The organism is Pseudomonas sp. CBS, from assembly GCF_024734645.1.
Classification (GTDB): domain Bacteria; phylum Pseudomonadota; class Gammaproteobacteria; order Pseudomonadales; family Pseudomonadaceae; genus Aquipseudomonas.
Map to the genome: position 1 here is coordinate 2,956,192 of NZ_CP102929.1, position 16,955 is coordinate 2,973,146.

General features: G+C 60.5%; 13 protein-coding genes and 3 pseudogenes. 10 read left to right on the forward strand and 6 right to left on the reverse strand.

Going from position 1 to position 16,955, the window contains the following annotated elements; genetic code table 11:
- Positions 1–62: 62 nt before the first annotated feature.
- The 4 genes and pseudogenes from NVB75_RS13405 (at position 63) to NVB75_RS33395 (ending at position 3,522) form a co-directional block, all read left to right on the forward strand.
- Positions 63–670 (forward strand): annotated as a pseudogene (locus NVB75_RS13405) (biliverdin-producing heme oxygenase).
- 185 nt (positions 671–855) lie between these two features.
- Positions 856–1,257, forward strand: a complete 402-nt coding sequence (locus NVB75_RS13410; RefSeq protein ID WP_258348602.1) for a YbaN family protein — start codon at positions 856–858, stop codon at positions 1,255–1,257.
- 267 nt (positions 1,258–1,524) lie between these two features.
- Positions 1,525–2,664: pseudogene (locus NVB75_RS33390) on the forward strand (HAMP domain-containing protein); the annotation flags it as partial.
- A 102-nt stretch (positions 2,665–2,766) separates the two neighbouring features.
- Positions 2,767–3,522 (forward strand): methyl-accepting chemotaxis protein, encoded by a 756-nt coding sequence (locus NVB75_RS33395; protein ID WP_371916670.1) that lies wholly within the window; start codon positions 2,767–2,769, stop codon positions 3,520–3,522.
- 148 nt (positions 3,523–3,670) lie between these two features.
- Here NVB75_RS33395 and NVB75_RS13420 read toward each other — a convergent pair whose 3' ends face one another.
- Entirely contained in the window at positions 3,671–4,234 is a 564-nt protein-coding gene (locus NVB75_RS13420) for an NAD(P)H nitroreductase (protein WP_258347541.1), read from the reverse strand.
- Between the two features lie 139 nt (positions 4,235–4,373).
- Between NVB75_RS13420 and NVB75_RS13425 the strand changes: the two genes are divergently transcribed.
- The 4 genes and pseudogenes from NVB75_RS13425 (at position 4,374) to NVB75_RS13440 (ending at position 9,274) form a co-directional block, all read left to right on the forward strand.
- Positions 4,374–5,801 carry a di-heme oxidoredictase family protein gene (locus NVB75_RS13425; RefSeq protein ID WP_258347542.1) on the forward strand — a complete coding sequence of 476 codons (1,428 nt, stop codon included), beginning with the start codon at positions 4,374–4,376 and terminating at the stop codon, positions 5,799–5,801.
- Positions 5,802–5,832: 31 nt separating this feature from the next.
- Positions 5,833–6,897 (forward strand): imelysin family protein, encoded by a 1,065-nt coding sequence (locus tag NVB75_RS13430; RefSeq protein ID WP_076017468.1) that lies wholly within the window; start codon positions 5,833–5,835, stop codon positions 6,895–6,897.
- Between the two features lie 2 nt (positions 6,898–6,899).
- Positions 6,900–7,997, forward strand: a complete 1,098-nt coding sequence (locus tag NVB75_RS13435) for a DUF1513 domain-containing protein (protein ID WP_258348604.1) — start codon at positions 6,900–6,902, stop codon at positions 7,995–7,997.
- 169 nt (positions 7,998–8,166) lie between these two features.
- Positions 8,167–9,274 (forward strand): annotated as a pseudogene (locus NVB75_RS13440) (IS481 family transposase).
- Positions 9,275–10,163: 889 nt separating this feature from the next.
- Here the strand turns inward: NVB75_RS13440 and NVB75_RS13445 are convergent.
- The 5 genes from NVB75_RS13445 to colR all read right to left on the reverse strand — a co-directional run bounded on the left by NVB75_RS13445 (position 10,164) and on the right by colR (position 13,937).
- On the reverse strand, positions 10,164–10,394 hold the full coding sequence (locus NVB75_RS13445; protein WP_008433604.1) for a hypothetical protein: 231 nt from the start codon (positions 10,392–10,394) through the stop codon (positions 10,164–10,166).
- Positions 10,394–11,110: a lipopolysaccharide kinase InaA family protein gene (locus NVB75_RS13450; protein ID WP_134327248.1), complete on the reverse strand. Its 717-nt coding sequence runs from the start codon at positions 11,108–11,110 to the stop codon at positions 10,394–10,396. The genes NVB75_RS13445 and NVB75_RS13450 overlap by 1 nt, the downstream gene beginning before the upstream one ends.
- Positions 11,111–11,114: 4 nt before the next feature.
- Positions 11,115–11,795, reverse strand: coding sequence for a class I SAM-dependent methyltransferase (locus tag NVB75_RS13455; protein ID WP_008433602.1), 681 nt, complete (start codon positions 11,793–11,795; stop codon positions 11,115–11,117).
- A gap of 188 nt (positions 11,796–11,983) precedes the next feature.
- Complete coding sequence (locus NVB75_RS13460; RefSeq protein WP_102369809.1) at positions 11,984–13,264, reverse strand: HAMP domain-containing sensor histidine kinase; 1,281 nt, start codon at positions 13,262–13,264, stop codon at positions 11,984–11,986.
- Positions 13,254–13,937 (reverse strand): two-component system response regulator ColR, encoded by a 684-nt coding sequence (colR, locus tag NVB75_RS13465; protein ID WP_003208587.1) that lies wholly within the window; start codon positions 13,935–13,937, stop codon positions 13,254–13,256. The genes NVB75_RS13460 and colR overlap by 11 nt, the downstream gene beginning before the upstream one ends.
- 201 nt (positions 13,938–14,138) lie before the next feature.
- Between colR and NVB75_RS13470 the strand changes: the two genes are divergently transcribed.
- Complete coding sequence (locus NVB75_RS13470) at positions 14,139–16,088, forward strand: LTA synthase family protein (RefSeq protein WP_258347546.1); 1,950 nt, start codon at positions 14,139–14,141, stop codon at positions 16,086–16,088.
- A gap of 54 nt (positions 16,089–16,142) precedes the next feature.
- Positions 16,143–16,886: a phosphatase PAP2 family protein gene (locus tag NVB75_RS13475; protein ID WP_258347548.1), complete on the forward strand. Its 744-nt coding sequence runs from the start codon at positions 16,143–16,145 to the stop codon at positions 16,884–16,886.
- Positions 16,887–16,955 lie beyond the last annotated feature (69 nt).

Here is a 16,955-nt window from a genome sequence, read left to right on the forward strand (position 1 = left end):
CTGGTTCGTCTAGTTCATAACAGCCTGGCAACCAGACGCATCCTCTTCTCAAGGACATCTTCATGACCGCTTCTCCTACTGCTGAACGCCCAAGCCTGCGCTCTCAACGCCTGAACCAGATCACCAACGAACCGCACACCAAGCTCGACGCGCTGGTAAAGGCCCATGCACCGTTTGAAACCCAGGCCAACTTCGCCCGCTTCGTGGTCGCGCAGTACCTGTTCCAGTCGGAGCTGGTGGCGCTGTACAACGATGCAGAACTGATCAAGATCGTCCCCGACCTGGCCGAACGCTGCCGTGCCGAAGCGGCCAAGCTGGACCTGGGCGACCTGGACACCGAAGTACCGGCACCGGTGGCCGGCGCGGTGAAAAACCCGAGCAAGGCTGAAGCCCTGGGCTGGCTGTTCGTGTCTGAAGGCTCCAAGCTGGGCGCCGCGTTCCTGATCAAGCGTGCCGTGGGCCTGGGCTTGAGCGAAACCTTCGGCGCCCGTCACCTGGGCGAGCCGGCGGGGGGCGCGCTGAAGGCTGGAAGCGCTTCACCCGCACCCTCGACGCACTGGAATTCACCGCTGAAGAAGAAGCCGAAGTGGAGAAAGGCGCGATTGATGCGTTCGTGCGCTTCACCGTGTTGCTGGAACAGGCGTACGCTAGCGCCCCTGAACTGGCCTGATTCCCTGATTGGAATGCAATCAAATGTGGGAGCGGGCTTGCTCGCGAATACGGTGTGTCAGTCAATACATGTACCGACTGATCCACCGCATTCGCGAGCAAGTCGAATCGTCGCACCGCCGCTCCCACATTTTGATCCGGTTTCACTTTGAATCCTTCGTAAATCCATCCATGCAAACCGCACCCATGACCGGCAAAACCCAATCCTCATCCAAAATCGCCCGTGTCCTGTTCGGCCTGCTGGCCTACGTCAGCCTGGGCATCGGTTTGATTGCGATTGTGGTTCCGGGCTTACCCACCACCGAATTCATCCTGCTGGCCGCCTGGGCCGCCACTAAAAGCTCCCCGCGACTAAGCGCCTGGTTGGAAAACCACCGCCTGTTCGGACCGATCCTGTTCAATTGGCGCAACGGCAAGATCATCGCCCGCCGGGCCAAAGTCAGCGCCACTGTGAGCATGCTGCTGTGCGCCGGCCTGATGCTGGTAATGCTCGACCACGGCTGGCCGATCTACCTGGCCATCGCTGGAATGAGCTTGGGCAACCTGTGGATCTGGTCGCGACCGGAACGTCTCCCGCAACCCACCTGACACCCCCACTACCGCTCATCGGCTCCCGCTCATGAACTACCGGCCCAAGCCGATGTTCCGGGCATAGCGCCGAATGGACTTGGCAATGCTGCGTGCATACCAATAAGTCTATTCGCGGGTAAACCTATGTTCGACACCCTCTCCATTCGTTTGAAAATCGTGCTGCTGTCGGGGCTCTGCCTGCTGGGGGTGATCGCATTGGTGGTCAGCATGAACCTGTACCAGACCAATCAGAACGATGAACTGATCAGCGATTCAAGCTCGCGAATGCTCACCGACAGCGTGCAAAACCTGCTGCAAGCCAAAGCCGCCGAACAAGCGGTGCAACTGCAAAAAACCTTCGGTGAAAGCCTGTTGGTGGTCACAGCCCTCGCCGACCAAGTCAAAGACCTGCGCAACCTGGCCGGCAAGCGCTCGCTGGACGCCGCCGCCTTGCGTGAAGAGCTCAACCACAGCCTGAAAACCGCCTTCGACCGCAACAGCAAGGTGCTCGGCATCTGGCTGTCGTTCGAGCCCAACGCGCTGGACGGCAAAGACAGCGAATTCGTCAACGACGCCGCCCGTGTGTCCAACGAAAAAGGCCGCTTTTCCAGCTACTGGAGCCGCGCCGGTGGCGAAGGCCTGAACACGGTGATGGTCGAGGACGACTTGACCAAGACCACCCTCAACCTCAACGGCACCCCCTACAACATTTGGTACACCTGCCCGCGGGACACCAAAAACACCTGCCTGCTGGACCCGTATGAAGACACCGTCGCCGGCAAACCGGTGTTGATGACCACCATCTCCCTGCCCCTGCTGGTAGAGGGCAAAGTGATTGGCGTGGTGGGTGTCGACCTCGCCCTCAACACCCTGCAAGCCGCGACCGACGCGGTGCAGAAAGAGCTGTTCGACGGCGCAGGGCACCTGGAGATTATCTCCAGCACCGGGTTGATCGCCGGCTACAGCGGTGAACCCGCTAAAGTCGGCAAAAACCTGATCGACACCCTGGGCGCCGAAGGCAAGGAAATCGTGCAGCTGTTGGCCAGCGATACCCGCAAGATTCGCGAGGAAGACAACACAATCCGCGCGGTGTACCCGGTCAAGCCGATTGCCGACGCCAAATCCTGGGGCATCGTAATCAAGCTGCCCAAACAGGTGCTGTTGGCAGACGCCCACAAACTCCAGGCCGTGCTCGACAACGCCCAGGCCAGCGACACTTTCAAGGCGTTGCTGGTAGGCGCATCGGCTGGCCTGCTGGGCCTGTTGCTGATCTGGCTGGCTGCCACCGGCGTGACCCGGCCGATCAACAGCGTGGCGGCCATGCTCAAGGAAATCGCCAGCGGCGACGGTGACCTCACCCAGCGCCTGGCCTACACGAAAAAGGATGAACTGGGGGAACTGGTGAACTGGTTCAACCGCTTCCTCGACAAGCTGCAGCCGACCATCGCGCAGATCAAGCAAAGCATCACCGAAGCCCGTGGCACCGCCGACCAATCCTCGGAAATTGCGCGCCAGACCAGCGAAGGCATGCAGGTGCAGTTCCGGGAAATCGACCAGGTGGCCACCGCCTCGAATGAAATGAGCGCCACCGCCCACGACGTGGCGAACAGCGCCTCCAACGCCGCCAACGCCGCTCGCGGTGCCGACCAGTCAGCCCGTGAAGGCATGCAGATTATTGAACGCAGCACCCGCGACATCACCACCCTGGCCGAAGAAGTCAGCAAGGCCGTGACCGAAGTCGAAGCCCTGGCGGTGAACAGCGAACAGATCGGTTCGGTACTGGAAGTGATCCGCAGCATCGCCGAACAGACCAACCTGCTGGCCCTGAACGCCGCAATTGAAGCAGCACGGGCCGGGGAAAGCGGGCGAGGTTTTGCGGTGGTGGCCGACGAGGTGCGCAACCTGGCCAAGCGCACCCAGGATTCGGTGGAGGAGATTCGCCTGGTGATCGAACGCATCCAGACCGGCACCCGTGGGGTGGTGGCAACCATGCATTCGAGCCAGAGCCAGGCGCAAAACAATGCCGGGCAGATTCATCAGGCGGTGCAGGCTCTGGGCAAGATCAGCGATGCAGTGACGGTGATCAGCGACATGAACCTGCAAATCGCCAGCGCTGCCGAGCAGCAGAGTGCGGTGGCCGAAGAGGTCAACCGCAACGTCTCGGCGATCCGCACGGTGACCGAAACCCTCACCGGCCAAGCCACCGAATCGGCAGCCATCAGCAGCCAGCTCAATGCCTTGGCCAGCCAGCAGATGAAGCTGATGGATCAGTTTCGGGTTTGACCCGAGCTTGAATCCAGTGAGGACCCAATGTGGGAGCGGGCTTGCTCGCGAATGCGGTGGATCAGTCGGTACATGTATTGACTGACATACCGCATTCGCGAGCAAGCCCGCTCCCACACAAGCCCGCCCTCATTAGAGTTGCGGTGCTTTATTGACCCGTCCAGGCTGCCACAAACGGCGCCAGGTCTTCTTTCGGGGCCGTACGCGGCGGGTTTTGTGGGGTGCCCAAGTAAAGGAAGCCAATCACTTCCTCATCCGCCTTCAGCCCGAGGCCTTTGGCGACATGGGCCGAGTACGACAACTCACCGGTGCGCCACACCGCGCCGATCCCCTGGGCGTAAGCCGCCAGCAGAATCCCATGGGCCGCACAGGCCGCCGCCAGCCGCTGCTCGGATTTTGGCACTTTGAAATGTTCTTGCAGGCGGGCAATCACTACCACCACCAACGGCGCACGCAGCGGGCCGTTCTGCGCCTTGTCGATCACGGCCTGGGGCGCCTCGGCGTCTTGCAGGCGGGCGGCTTCGGCCAGCAGCGTGCCCATGCGCTCACGTGCCGCACCTTCCACTGTCAGGAAGCGCCAAGGCCGCAGCTGGCCGTGGTCGGGGGCGCGCATGGCTGCGGCGAACAGCAGGTCGCGCTGCTCCTGGGTCGGTGCCGGGTCCAGCAGTCGCGGCACGGAAACACGGTTGAGCAAAGCGTCGAGAGCCTGCATTGGCCACCTCCAGAGAAAAATGTGCGGTCATTCTAGCGGGAATGAATCGGATACCACCAAACGATAATTGCTCTTATTCAATCCGCCCTGCCCTGTTAGACTTTGCGGCCTTGTTTTCAGCCTCCGTTCAGGAAACCTGATGCCCCGTTCGCCCCTTCGCCTGTCTGCGCTGTTGATGGTCTTGAGCCTGAGTGCCTGCGATGACGCCCCGCGATTCACCAAAGCGGAGCCGGGCGAAGCGCGCGCGGGTGGCGCGACAACGGTGAGAAAAACCGACCAGAACGCCTTCTCGCTGCCCTCGGCCAACCTCTCCCCGACCCGACGCCTGGACTTCAGCGTGGGCAACAGTTTCTTCCGCAGCCCCTGGGTGATAGCCCCGTCTACCACCACTGCCCGCGATGGGCTGGGGCCGCTGTTCAACACCAACGCCTGCCAGAACTGCCATATCAAGGATGGCCGTGGTCATCCGCCGCTGCCCGATGCAGCCAACGCAGTATCGATGCTGGTGCGCCTGTCGATCCCCGATGCGCCCCCCTATGCGAAGGTCATCGAGCAACTGGGTGTCGTCCCCGAGCCGGTCTACGGTGGGCAATTGCAGGACATGGCCGTGCCCGGCGTCGCCCCGGAAGGCAAGGTGCGGGTCGACTACACACCGGTCAACGTCAGCTTCAAGGACGGTACCGTCGTCGAGTTGCGCAAGCCGGCGCTGCAAATCACCCAGCTGGGTTATGGCCCGATGCACCCCGACACGCGCTTCTCGGCCCGGGTCGCCCCGCCGATGATCGGCCTGGGGCTGCTGGAAGCCATCCCCGACGCCGACATCCTGCGCAATACCGACCCGAAAACCGCCGACAAGGAAGCCATCGTCGGACGCGCGAACTGGGTCTGGGACGACGCGCAGCACAAGACCGTGCTGGGTCGATTTGGCTGGAAAGCCGGGCAACCGAACCTCAATCAACAAAATGTTCACGCGTTCTCTGGTGATATGGGCCTCACCACGTCCCTGAGACCGTTCGATGACTGCACCGATGCACAAGTCGCCTGCAAACAGGCGCCCAACGGCAATGGCCCGGACGGCGAGCCAGAGGTCAGCGACAACATTCTGCGCCTGGTGCTGTTCTACACCCGCAACCTGGCCGTCCCCGCCCGCCGCGACGTCAACGCGCCGCAGGTGCTGGCCGGGAAAAACCTGTTCTACCAGGCTGGCTGCCAGGGCTGTCACACCCCGCAATTCACCACGGCGCCAACAGCCGCCGAACCAGAATTGGCCAACCAGGTGATTCGCCCCTACAGCGACTTGCTGCTGCACGACATGGGCGACGGCCTGGCCGACAACCGTACCGAATTCAAGGCCAGTGGCCGCGACTGGCGCACCCCGCCGTTGTGGGGCATTGGCCTGACGCAAGCCGTCAGTGGCCACACCCAGTTTTTGCATGACGGCCGCGCCCGCAACCTGATGGAGGCCGTGCTGTGGCACGGCGGTGAAGCCCAGGCGGCGCAGCAGCATGTGTTGTCTTTTAATGCCGAACAGCGCGCAGCGTTGCTGGCATTCCTGAATTCTTTATAAGCTTTGTCCTAATTACAGAAGGGAGCTCGACATGTTCCGTCCCAAGTTGTTGTTCACCAGCCTGGCCGCCCTCGCCCTCGGTGCGTGCTCGCCCCAGGACCCGCAAGCGGTGACCTCGGCGGCCATTGCCAAGCAAGTGATCCTGCCGACCTACAGCCGCTGGGTTGAAGCCGACCGTCAATTGGCCGTCAGCGCCCTGGCCTACTGCCAGGGCAAGGAAAGCCTGGAGACCGCCCGTGCCGACTTCCTGCACGCACAAAAAGCCTGGGCCGAGCTGCAACCGCTGCTGATCGGCCCCCTGGCCGAGGGCAACCGCTCGTGGCAGGTGCAGTTCTGGCCGGACAAGAAAAACCTGGTGGGCCGTCAGGTCGAGCAACTGGTGACTGCCCAGCCGCAGATCGATGCCGCCGCACTGGCCAAATCCAGCGTGGTGGTGCAGGGCCTGTCGGCCTACGAATACATCCTCTACGACGCCAAGACCGACCTCGCGGACGAGACGCAAAAAGCCCGTTACTGCCCGTTGCTGGTAGCCATCGGCGAACGCCAGAAACTGCTCGCCGAAGAAATCCTCTCGAGCTGGAACAGCACCGACGGCATGCTGGCGCAGATGACCAAGTTTCCTAACCAGCGCTACGCCGATTCCCACGAAGCCATTGCTGACCTGCTGCGGGTACAAGTGACTGCACTGGACACCCTGAAGAAAAAACTCGGCACCCCGATGGGCCGCCAGACCAAGGGCATCCCGCAGCCGTTCCAAGCCGATGCGTGGCGCAGCCAGTCGTCCCTGCAAAGCCTGGAGGCCAGCCTGGCTGCCGCCCAGACCGTATGGGTCGGCGTCGACAACAAAGGCTTGCGCGGCCTGCTGCCTGCCGATCAAAAGCCGTTGGCTGACAAGATCGACGCCGCGTATGCCGCGTCCCTGAAACTGTTCGCCAGCAATCAGCGCTCGCTGAACGAACTGCTGGGCGACGATGCCGGGCGCCAGCAACTCAACGACATCTACGACAGCCTCAACGTGGTCCACCGCCTGCACGAAGGCGAACTGGCCAAGGCGCTGGGCATCCAACTGGGCTTTAACGCCAACGACGGTGACTGATGATGCTCAGGCGACAGGCTTTGGCCCTCGGCAGCGTGCTGCTCAGCGCAATTACCCTGGGTGGCTGGACGCTGTTCAAGCAGAAGGGCAAAAGCCCGCTGCTGCTCTCAGCGCGCGACGACGGTGATGGCAAGCACTACGCCGTCGGCTTCCACCTGGACGGCAAGCAAGTGTTTGCGACCCAGGTTGGCCAACGTTGCCACGACATCATCAACCACCCGACATTGCCGATTGCGCTGTTTGTCGCCCGCCGGCCGGGCACCGAGAGCTACCTGATCGACTTGCGTGACGGGGCGCTGCTGCAGACCATTACGTCCAACGCCAATCGCCACTTTTATGGGCATGCGGTGGTGCACAAGGATGGCGAGTGGTTGTATGCCACGGAGAACGACACGTCCGATCCGGGTCGCGGCTTGCTTGGGATGTATCGGTTCGAGGGTGAGCGGTTGGTGCACACCGGGGAGATTTCTACCCATGGGATTGGGCCGCATCAGGTGTCGTGGATGCCTGATGGCGAGACGCTGGTGGTGGCTAATGGCGGGATTCGTACCGAGGCAGAGAGCCGGGTCGAGATGAACCTGAATGCCATGGAGCCGAGCCTGGTCCTGATGAAGCGCGACGGGACGCTGTTGAGCAAGGAGACCCTGAGCCAGCAGATGAACAGTGTGCGGCATATGGGGATTGCCAGCGACGGGACGATCCTCGCGGGGCAGCAGTTCATGGGGGCGTCTCATGAGCGGTCGGAGTTGCTGGCGATCAAGCGACCGGGGCAGCCGTTTGTGGCGTTTCCGGTGGCGGATGAGCAGTTGCAGGCCATGGGGCATTACACGGCCAGCGTTGCGGTGCACAGTGAGTTGCGGCTGGTGGCGTTGACGGCGCCTCGGGGGAATCGGTTCTTTATCTGGAACATGGACAGCGCGCAGTTGCTGCTGGACGGGCCGTTGCCGGATTGTGCCGGGGTGGGTGCGGTGGCTGACGGGTTTGTGGTGACTTCCGGGCAGGGGCGTTGCCGGTTTTATGATTGTCGGCAGGTGCCGTTGGTGGCCAAGCCGCTGGAGTTGCCGGCGGGGCTTTGGGATAACCATCTGCATCTGGTTTGATTGGGGGGCTGATGGGGGGCATATCCGTTGCTGCGGTTATGGCTGCTATTGGTTCCGCTCTTACAGCGGCTCACTTTTGAACAGCGTGTACGGACCGGACACATGGTTGACGGATGTACGGGGACATGGTGGACACTTTTCGGCGAGCCAACTTCGCCGGAAATCCATCATGCCCTGGGACACGAGAGACGCCATGAGCCTGAAAGAAGAGTTCGTTGCCTTAGCCCGGCAACCCGGCAGTAATAAACGAGAGCTGTGTCGACGATTCGGGATCAGCCCCCAAACGGCGTATAAGTGGCTCAAACGCTACGAGGCCCAAGGCCGGTCGGGGCTGCAAGAGATGTCCCGCAAACCTATCACCAGCCCCAAGCTGACCGACCCTGCTCTAGAAACGGCGGTCATAGCGCTCAGGCAAGACCATCCCGCATGGGGTGGGCGCACGATCAGCAGCATTTTGAAAAAGCAGATTGCTCCCAGCACCGTCACCAATGTCCTGCATCGGCACGGGATGATTAAGCCTGCGCAGAAGGAACAATTGGCGAAGCTGAGGTTTGAGCACGATGCGCCTAACGATCTTTGGCAGATGGACTTCAAAGGGCATTTCCCGACGCAACAAGGCCGATGCCACCCCCTGACGTTGCTGGACGATCACTCGCGATTCAATTTGGCTATTCAAGCGTGTGATAACGCGCGTGGGGTTACGGTGAAGGAGAAGATGATCGAGGTATTCGGCTCGCATCAACGTTGATAACGGCCCGCCATGGGGCTCTCCCCGCAACCCTGGAGAAATTACTGAGTTGAGTATCTGGTTGATTCGCTTAGGAATTCGGATCAGTTTCAGCCGCCCTTACCATCCGCAAACCAATGGAAAGATTGAGCGTTTCCATCGATCACTCAAGGCCGAAGTGCTTGATGGGCGCCAGTTTTCCACGATCAAGGAGGCTCAAACAGCGTTTGATCGATGGCGCGAGGTTTATAACCTGCAACGCCCCCATCAAGCATTGGACTACAAGGTGCCGATGGACCGGTATCGGGCCAGCCCCTGGGCTTATCCGCAGCAACTGCCAGAGTTTGAATACGGACCTGACGACCTATTGGCCAAGGTTTATGACAGTCGATTCCGCTTTCAGAAACGTTATTTCAGTATCGCCAAAGGCCTGGCTGGGCAGCACATCGCGATACGCCCAAAGCCTGAAAGTGAGGGGCTATTTGACGTCTACTTCTGCCATCACTTTTTGCGGACCATAGACGTGAATAAGCCTGATTACGGACCATAATGTGTCAACCATGTCCCCGCACATGTGTCCACCATGTGTCCGGTCCGTACAAACAGCGCAAAAGTAAGCAAAACGCTCTTGCCCCACCACTCGGCACCTCGCCTAGGCTCGGAGTGCCCTCACTCCGGCTTTGGACCGTGGGCCGCCGCGATGGGCCATCCTTGGCCCAGCGCGGCTAACCCGGCGTCCTGCCGGGTTACCCACGCTCCAAAGCCTGCGTTCGGCCAGCGTGGTTTAACGGGGCGCCTAAGATCAAAATCAAGATCAAAAGCAAAAGCACAGCGGCCTACCGGCCGGCTTGAGTGTGGTGAAGCAAAAGCCAAATCAAAAGCTAAAGCGGGCACAGTCCAAATGTGGGAGCGGGCTTGCTCGCGAAGGTCGTTAACGATGACGTGGGCATCCTGATTCAACGCGGCGCTCTCAGGTTTTTCGCGAGCAAGCCCGCTCCCACAGAAAAAAGCAGAGCCACCGCGCCCGTAGCAGCTGTCGAGCGCCAGCGAGGCTGCGTGCCTTTGATCTTGATCTGCTTTTGATTTTGATTTTGATTTTGATCTTAGGCGCCCCGTTAACCACGATGGCCGCAAGCAGGCACGGTGGAGCGGGTAAATCGGCAGGGAAGCCGATTTAGCCGCGCCGGGCCATGGATGGCCCGTCGCGGCGGCCCGCGGAACCGGGCCGGAGTGCGGGCATGCCGAGCCTAGGCGAGGCACCGAGTGGTGGGGCAAAGACCTTTTGGTTACTTTTGGGGCGTTTGCCAAAAGTGACCCGCTGTAAGAGCGGAACCATAAGCCGCCGTTACCGCAGCAACGGATATGTACTCGATCAACCAAACCAAGCCCAAATAAAAGGCCTCGAACTAGCGAGGCCTTTTATTTGGGCTTCAATCTCTTCAACTCTGTGGCCTCATCCCTTGGGACATCCCAAACATGAACAACAACAACTCATGATCAGGCTTGGCCGCGACACCGACCTTGGCGATCCGCGGCATCGGGCATTGCTGCCCGACACCCTGCACCGCACTGAGAACTTGTGTCCGGGGCTGCTCCCAGGCAGCCAGGGCCAGGGCAGCTATGCCCAAAGCCCCCAACAGAAACAAACCTCGTGCAATTTCTAGCTTCATTACGTTAAACCTTTGATAGCGCTGCCAAACGCCGTCTCGTAAAAGTAGCTGAGTTTCTGCCAGTCCGTAGCATTCCACGACGAATGGCGGCGTAACTGCAACATGTCATGCCGGGCCGCCCGCATAGCCGTCAAACGCTGGCGGCACTTCTCGAAGTCCAGCAGCGCCACTTCAACCTTCGCCGCGTCACCCTCACCCGTCACCCGCACAAAGATATGCTTGATATACAGGCAACCATGCTGCCAACGCCCCTTGTGCATCCGCGCCAACGTACCCGCGAGTTCCTTGAGCAAACGCTCATGCACCAACTCGCCATACTGCTCACGACCACCCGCGGCGTACCAGTTTTCGATCTCGTCGAAACCGTCCAGCGACGCCGTCACCAACAACGCCTTCCATTGGTGCTCAGGATCGCGACGGGCCTCGCAGAACACCAGCTCCGGCACGCGTACATCCAGCAAACGCAGGCCCTTCAGGGCGTCACGCTCACGCAACACAGTGGGGCGCCCAAACGGATGGAGCCAACTACGATAGATATGACCGGTCTGGCGCTTGCTGTAGAGCAAACGACCATGGGTGCCCGTCACCCGTTGCACACCACTTTCACCGCCGCGACGACGATTAGGCTCTTCGACCCACTCGCCCTGCTGGCGCCAGAAATAATCAAATCGCTCCTCGGGAGCTACTTCACTACCTGGTAAACACTCGACAGCCATCCTGTTACCTCTTGCGCAATACATACACTCGCCACATGGCGTAGAGCGGTATGAAGTCCAGAGATTCCTGAACACGGAAACCGGCTTGTTCAAACTCTGCCTCAACAGTAGCAGCCGGTAACACAAACCGATTTTGGTAACCTTCCTGCTCACCTTTGTTGCGACGGCGCACTTCGGCACGCTTGCGTTTCCAGGCCTTGAAATTGCCGTCCACCCACAACGAGATAATCACGCTGTCACGGGTAACGCGCTGAAATTCGCGCAGTATTGCCAGCCTGTGCTCAGGATCACCGATGTGGTGCATCAAGCGCATGCAGAAAATACTGTCGACCGCGTTATCTGGCAAATCGATATCAAAGGCAGACGTCTGCAAGGGGCGTACCCGTTTCACCACATCCGCCGGTTGGGCGACCGTGGCGATCTTCAACATCGACGCTGAGTTATCGGCGCCGATGATCACACGGTTGGGCTTTTCGGCCAGCAGTGGCCAGAAGCGCCCGGCACCACATGGCAGGTCCAGCACCAGGCCAGGCTCACCGGCCATGGCCAACGCACCACGGGCCAATTGCTCGTCGCGTTTGTGGGACAACCGGCGAGCCAGATTGTCCTGATGTTTGAGCAAATAATTCTGCGCGTGCTGATCGTCGTACTTTTCGGAAAATTCGAGCTTGATTGGGGTAGGCATCACCGGGTCTCCAGTTACTAATGCCTACAACCTTAAGAAGAATCCTGTGATCAACAGGTCAACACGTTGTGAAAAACTTGTCCTGTCGAATCGTATACATTACAAAACTTTGCAGACACAAGTCGTGGCATGATGCCATCTTCGGCGAAAATCAGGAAGTCTGCCGCAGCTTAGCGGCAGCGCAGGCATCAGGCTTTGACCTGACTCAATTCGACGTGAAAGCGGCAGCCGTTGGGCTCCATGGTGCTGAGGCTGACGCTCCAACCCTGGTTCTCGCAGATGCGCTGAACCAAGGACAAACCCAGGCCAAGGCCTTCTCCACGCTTTTCACTGCCGCGCACAAACGGTTCGAACATCGCTTCGCGCTTGTCCTCGGGAATGCCAACGCCAGTGTCTTCCACCACAAACCCGCTCGGTTCCAGGGTAAGGCGGATCAAGCCATGCTCCGTGTAGTGCAGGGCATTACGCAACAGGTTGCCCATGACCGCGTGCAGGAAGGTCGCGTTGTAGCGGGTATCCAGCGGATTGCCCGGTTGATAGATCAGCTCAAGGCCTTTGCGCTCGATCGGCTCACGCCAGATCCCCAGCAAGTCCTCGGCCACCTGGGCCAGGTTGGCCTGGGGCGACATGCCGGCCTCCTCGCGCTGGGCACGGGCCAGCATCAGGAAGGTCTGTACCAGTTCGCGCATTTCTTCACAGGCCCGCGCAATGCGCTCGACCTGCTTGCGGCCGCGCTGATCAATCGCCGGGTTCTCCAGCAACAGCTCGCAGGAGCTGGCGAGCACCATCAGCGGGGTGCGCAATTCGTGGCTCACGTCACTGGTAAACAGCTGCTCCCGGGACAATGCCTGGCGCAAACGGCCCAGGGTGGCGTCAAAGGCCACGGCCAATTCGCCAACTTCATCCGCGGCGTAATCCGGCGCCAGCGGTGGCGCCAGGCCGAGTAACTGGTCGCGGTGCCGCACCTGGCGAGCCAGGCGTACCACCGGCGCCATTACCTTGCGCGCCAGTACCCAGCCGAGGAACACCGCCAACGCCAGGCTGAGCACAAACCCCACCAGCACCACGGCAAACAGCACGCGCTCGCGCTCTTCGAAATCGCTCTGGTCTTGCAACAGGACATAACGGCGGCCGTCGACCACCTCGACCATGGCATGGTAGGACAGCGCCTCCCGAAACACCTCGTGAAAACCAGGCTCCAGATGGCGCAAATCCTTGGGCAGCTCGAAATCGCCGGGACCGCCGCTGAAATAGAACAACTGGTCTGGCTCGGGACGGTGGCTCCAGTCCTCGACGCTGTCCATCAGCAACAGGCGTTGCAAGTCACCGCCCAGGCCTGCCGAAATGAGTTTTTCTTCCACCAGGTGCACCGTGGCGACGATGCCCATGGCGAAGGCCCCCGCCACCAACGCGCTCATCAAGGCGAAGGCGATGATGATCCGTTGGGCAAGGCTTTGCTTAAACTCCATCACGACCCTCGGCCAGGCGATAACCCACACCGTGCACCGTTTGCAGCAACGGCTTGGCGAAGGGTTTATCGATCACCTGACGCAGTTGATGGACGTGGCTGCGCAAGCTGTCGCTGTCCGGGCAGTCATCGCCCCACAGGGCTTCTTCGAGAATCTCGCGGCGCAGCACGTGGGGGCTTTTTTGCATCAGCACCGCCAGCAGTTTCAGGCCCACCGGGTTGAGCTTGAGGAGGCGCCCTTCGCGGGTGACTTCCAGGGTGTCGAGGTCGTAATTCAGGTCACCGACTTGCAGTGCACGGCGACCGCCGCCCTGGGCACGACGCAGCACCGCTTCGATGCGCGCGGCCAATTCCGACAGGGCGAATGGCTTGAGCAGGTAGTCATCGGCGCCGGACTTGAAGCCCTGCAGCCGGTCATCCAGTTGGTCGCGCGCAGTGAGCATGATCACCGGCGTGTCGCGGCGCGCGTCTTCCCGCAGGCGTTTGCACAAGGTGTAGCCGTCAATGCCGGGCAGCATGATGTCGAGCACGATCAGGTCGTAATGTTCGGTGGCAGCCAGGTGCAGGCCCGACAAACCGTCCTGCGCACAGTCTACGGTGTAGCCCTTCAGCCCCAGGTAATCCGCCAGGTTGGCCAGAATATCGCGGTTGTCTTCAACCAATAAAATTCGCATGGGCAGTGTCTCCGTACGCGGTAACGGCCGTGTTGGCTCGCGCAGCTTAAGGCCAAGTATGGCTCACGGCTAGGCCTGAAGGCCGCACCGATTACTGTTTTCAACCGATTGGGGAACTTAACGAGTTTTTCACTATAGGTTCACAAGCTGACTACAGTGTCAGCGCGAAGATCGCGCCCATCGTAAATAAGGAACATTGACATGGGTTTTCCAAAAACGGCGCCAATGCGCTATTTGCTGTTGGTGACCGGTGCCTGGCTGGTGGTTTTTCTACTGACCCGCATTCTGCTGCTGGTAACCCATCTGGATGAAGTCAGCGGTAACCTGCTGCCGGTATTCGGCGTGGGCCTGCTCTATGACCTCGGCTTCCTCGCCTATGCCGCCCTGCCTTTGGGCCTGTACTTGCTGCTGTGCCCGCCAGGCTTGTGGCGTCGCCGCGGCCATCGCTGGTTCCTGCAAGCGGTACTGACCGTCAGCCTGTTCGCCATGCTCTTCACCAGCGTGGCCGAATGGTTGTTCTGGGACGAGTTCGGCGTGCGCTTCAACTTTATTGCCGTGGACTACCTGGTGTACTCCAAGGAGGTGCTGAACAACCTGCTGGAGTCTTATCCAATCGGCAAGTTGCTGAGCCTGCTGGCGGTGCTGGCGATTGTCTTGAGCCTGGCCTTGCGTAAGCCGTTCAACGCGGCGATGAACTCGCCGTTGCCTGCGATGCGCAAACGCCTGCTCAACGCCCTTGGTTTGTTGGTGGTGGCCGGCCTGAGCCTGCAACTGATCAACCAGGACAGCCCGCGCAGCCAGGGCGGTAACGCCTACAACAATGAACTGGCGAGCAACGGCCCGTATCAGTTTTTCGCCGCCTTCCGTAATAACGAGCTGGACTACAACCAGTTCTACAAGAGCCTGCCCACCGAGGTCGTCGCCAAGCAGCTGCGCGCCGAGCTCAGCGAGCCCAACGCGCGGTTTATCGGCACGGATCCGCTGGATATCCGTCGCGCCATTACCAACCCGGGCACGCTGCGCAAACCCAATATCGTACTGGTGACCATCGAGAGCTTCAGTGCAAAGTACATGGGCAGCAACGGCGACCCGAATAACCTGACGCCCAACCTCGACGCGCTGCGCAAACAGAGCCTGTACTTCAATAACTTCTACGCCACCGGCACCCGCACCGACCGTGGCCTGGAAGCTATCACCCTGGCCATCCCGCCAACGCCCGGGCGCTCCATCGTCAAGCGCATCGGCCGGGAAAGCGGTTTCGGCAGCCTGGGCCAACAGCTCAATGCCATCGGCTATGACAGTGTGTTTGTCTACGGCGGCCGTGGCTACTTTGACAACATGAACGCGTTCTTCAGCGGCAACGGCTACCGCGTGGTGGACCAGAGCAGCGTGCCTGAAGCGGAAATCAGCTTCAAAAACGCCTGGGGCATGGCCGACGAAGACCTCTATAAACAGACGCTGAAACTGGCAGATGCCGACTACGCCAAGCAGCAACCGTTCCTGCTGCAACTGATGACCACCTCCAACCACCGCCCGTATACCTACCCGGCAGGCCGCATTGATATCAAATCCGGTGACGGCCGCGACGGTGCGGTGAAGTACACCGACCATGCCATCGGCCAGTTCCTGGAGGCGGCGCGCCAGAAGCCATGGTTCGACAACACGATCTTTATCTTCGTCGCCGACCACACGGCGGGCAGCGCGGGCAAGGAAGACCTGCCGATGGTGAATTACCAGATTCCGTTGTTCATCTACGCCCCCAAGCTGGTGGACGCCGGCGAGAACGCGAAGCTGGCCAGCCAGATCGACCTGGCGCCCACCCTGCTGGGTTTGCTGAACCTGAGCTACGAGTCGACGTTTTTTGGTCGCAACCTGCTGCAAGACAACCCGCTGCCGCCACGGGTAGTGGTGGGCAATTACCAGTACCTGGGGTTGTTCGACGGCAATGACCTGGCGATTCTCAGCCCACGCCAAGGCCTGCGTCGCCATGACCAGGCACTGGGGGACAGCCATGAAACCCGCGCAGGTAGCGATGACCCGTTGATCCAGCGGGCCATCACCTACTACCAGGGCGCCAGTTATGGCTACAAACAACAGTTGCTGAGCTGGAGGGTACCCAAGGACGAGGCTCCCAAAGTGAGTACACGCTAACCAAAATGCCCCGGCCAGGTCTGACCGGGGCTTTTTTTAGAGTCTGAGTTCGCCATGCAAGCAATCGCTGTTCGTCCGGTATCCCACCCCCTCAACTTCTGGCTGTGCCTCGGCGTGCCTGCCGTGCTGGCGGTGGCCATGCTGCTGCTGGAGCTGACGTCGCTGGACATGGACATCGCCAAGCTGTTTTACAACGCTTCCGAAGGCGGCTTTGTGGGCCGGCACAGTTTTTTTCTGGAGGACATTCTTCACGACCGCGCCAAGCAGATGGTGATCGTGTTTTCGGTGCTGGCGATCGCCGGGTTTGCCGGTGCCTTTATTGTCGAGCGGCTTAAACCCTTTCGCCGGGAACTGGGCTGCCTGGTGCTGTCGCTGGCGCTGGCCACCTCGTTTGTTTCGCCGTTGAAGACGATGACCGGGGTGCAGTGCCCATGGAGCGTCAAGGAGTTTGGCGGCCAGGAAACTTACAGCGAGTTGCTGAGCCCGAGGCCAGCGACCGACAAGCCGGGCCGTTGCTGGCCGGGCGGGCATGCGGCGACGGGGTTTGCCTTGTTCGCGTTGTTTTTTGCCCTGAGGGATCGTCGGCCGCGGATGGCGCGCTCGGCGTTCATGTTTGCACTGGGGCTGGGCACGGTGCTTTCGGTGAGCCGGACGATGCAAGGGGCGCACTTTCTTTCCCATAACGTGTGGACGGCGATTTTCAGCTGGCTGATTTGTTTGGGCGCCTATTACTTCTTGCTGTACCAGCCGGTGAAAGCACCGCAGCCCGCCTTCCAGAAGCAGCCCGCAACGCCTTGATGAACAGCCCTTGCCTCGCCGGGGGCAAGGGCGCAACACTCTGCGCACTTTTTTGGCAACGATCCCGCT

Coding starts and splice junctions, on each gene's coding strand:
- NVB75_RS13475 (WP_258347548.1), top strand. CDS start 16,143: ATGCAAGCAATCGCTGTTCGTCCGGTATCCCACCCCCTCAACTTCTGG.
- NVB75_RS13430 (WP_076017468.1), top strand. CDS start 5,833: ATGTTCCGTCCCAAGTTGTTGTTCACCAGCCTGGCCGCCCTCGCCCTC.
- NVB75_RS13445 (WP_008433604.1), bottom strand. CDS start 10,394: ATGAAGCTAGAAATTGCACGAGGTTTGTTTCTGTTGGGGGCTTTGGGC.
- NVB75_RS13425 (WP_258347542.1), top strand. CDS start 4,374: ATGCCCCGTTCGCCCCTTCGCCTGTCTGCGCTGTTGATGGTCTTGAGC.
- NVB75_RS13420 (WP_258347541.1), bottom strand. CDS start 4,234: ATGCAGGCTCTCGACGCTTTGCTCAACCGTGTTTCCGTGCCGCGACTG.
- NVB75_RS13470 (WP_258347546.1), top strand. CDS start 14,139: ATGGGTTTTCCAAAAACGGCGCCAATGCGCTATTTGCTGTTGGTGACC.
- NVB75_RS13435 (WP_258348604.1), top strand. CDS start 6,900: ATGCTCAGGCGACAGGCTTTGGCCCTCGGCAGCGTGCTGCTCAGCGCA.
- colR (WP_003208587.1), bottom strand. CDS start 13,937: ATGCGAATTTTATTGGTTGAAGACAACCGCGATATTCTGGCCAACCTG.
- NVB75_RS13455 (WP_008433602.1), bottom strand. CDS start 11,795: ATGCCTACCCCAATCAAGCTCGAATTTTCCGAAAAGTACGACGATCAG.
- NVB75_RS13450 (WP_134327248.1), bottom strand. CDS start 11,110: ATGGCTGTCGAGTGTTTACCAGGTAGTGAAGTAGCTCCCGAGGAGCGA.
- NVB75_RS13460 (WP_102369809.1), bottom strand. CDS start 13,264: ATGGAGTTTAAGCAAAGCCTTGCCCAACGGATCATCATCGCCTTCGCC.
- NVB75_RS33395 (WP_371916670.1), top strand. CDS start 2,767: ATGCAGGTGCAGTTCCGGGAAATCGACCAGGTGGCCACCGCCTCGAAT.
- NVB75_RS13410 (WP_258348602.1), top strand. CDS start 856: ATGACCGGCAAAACCCAATCCTCATCCAAAATCGCCCGTGTCCTGTTC.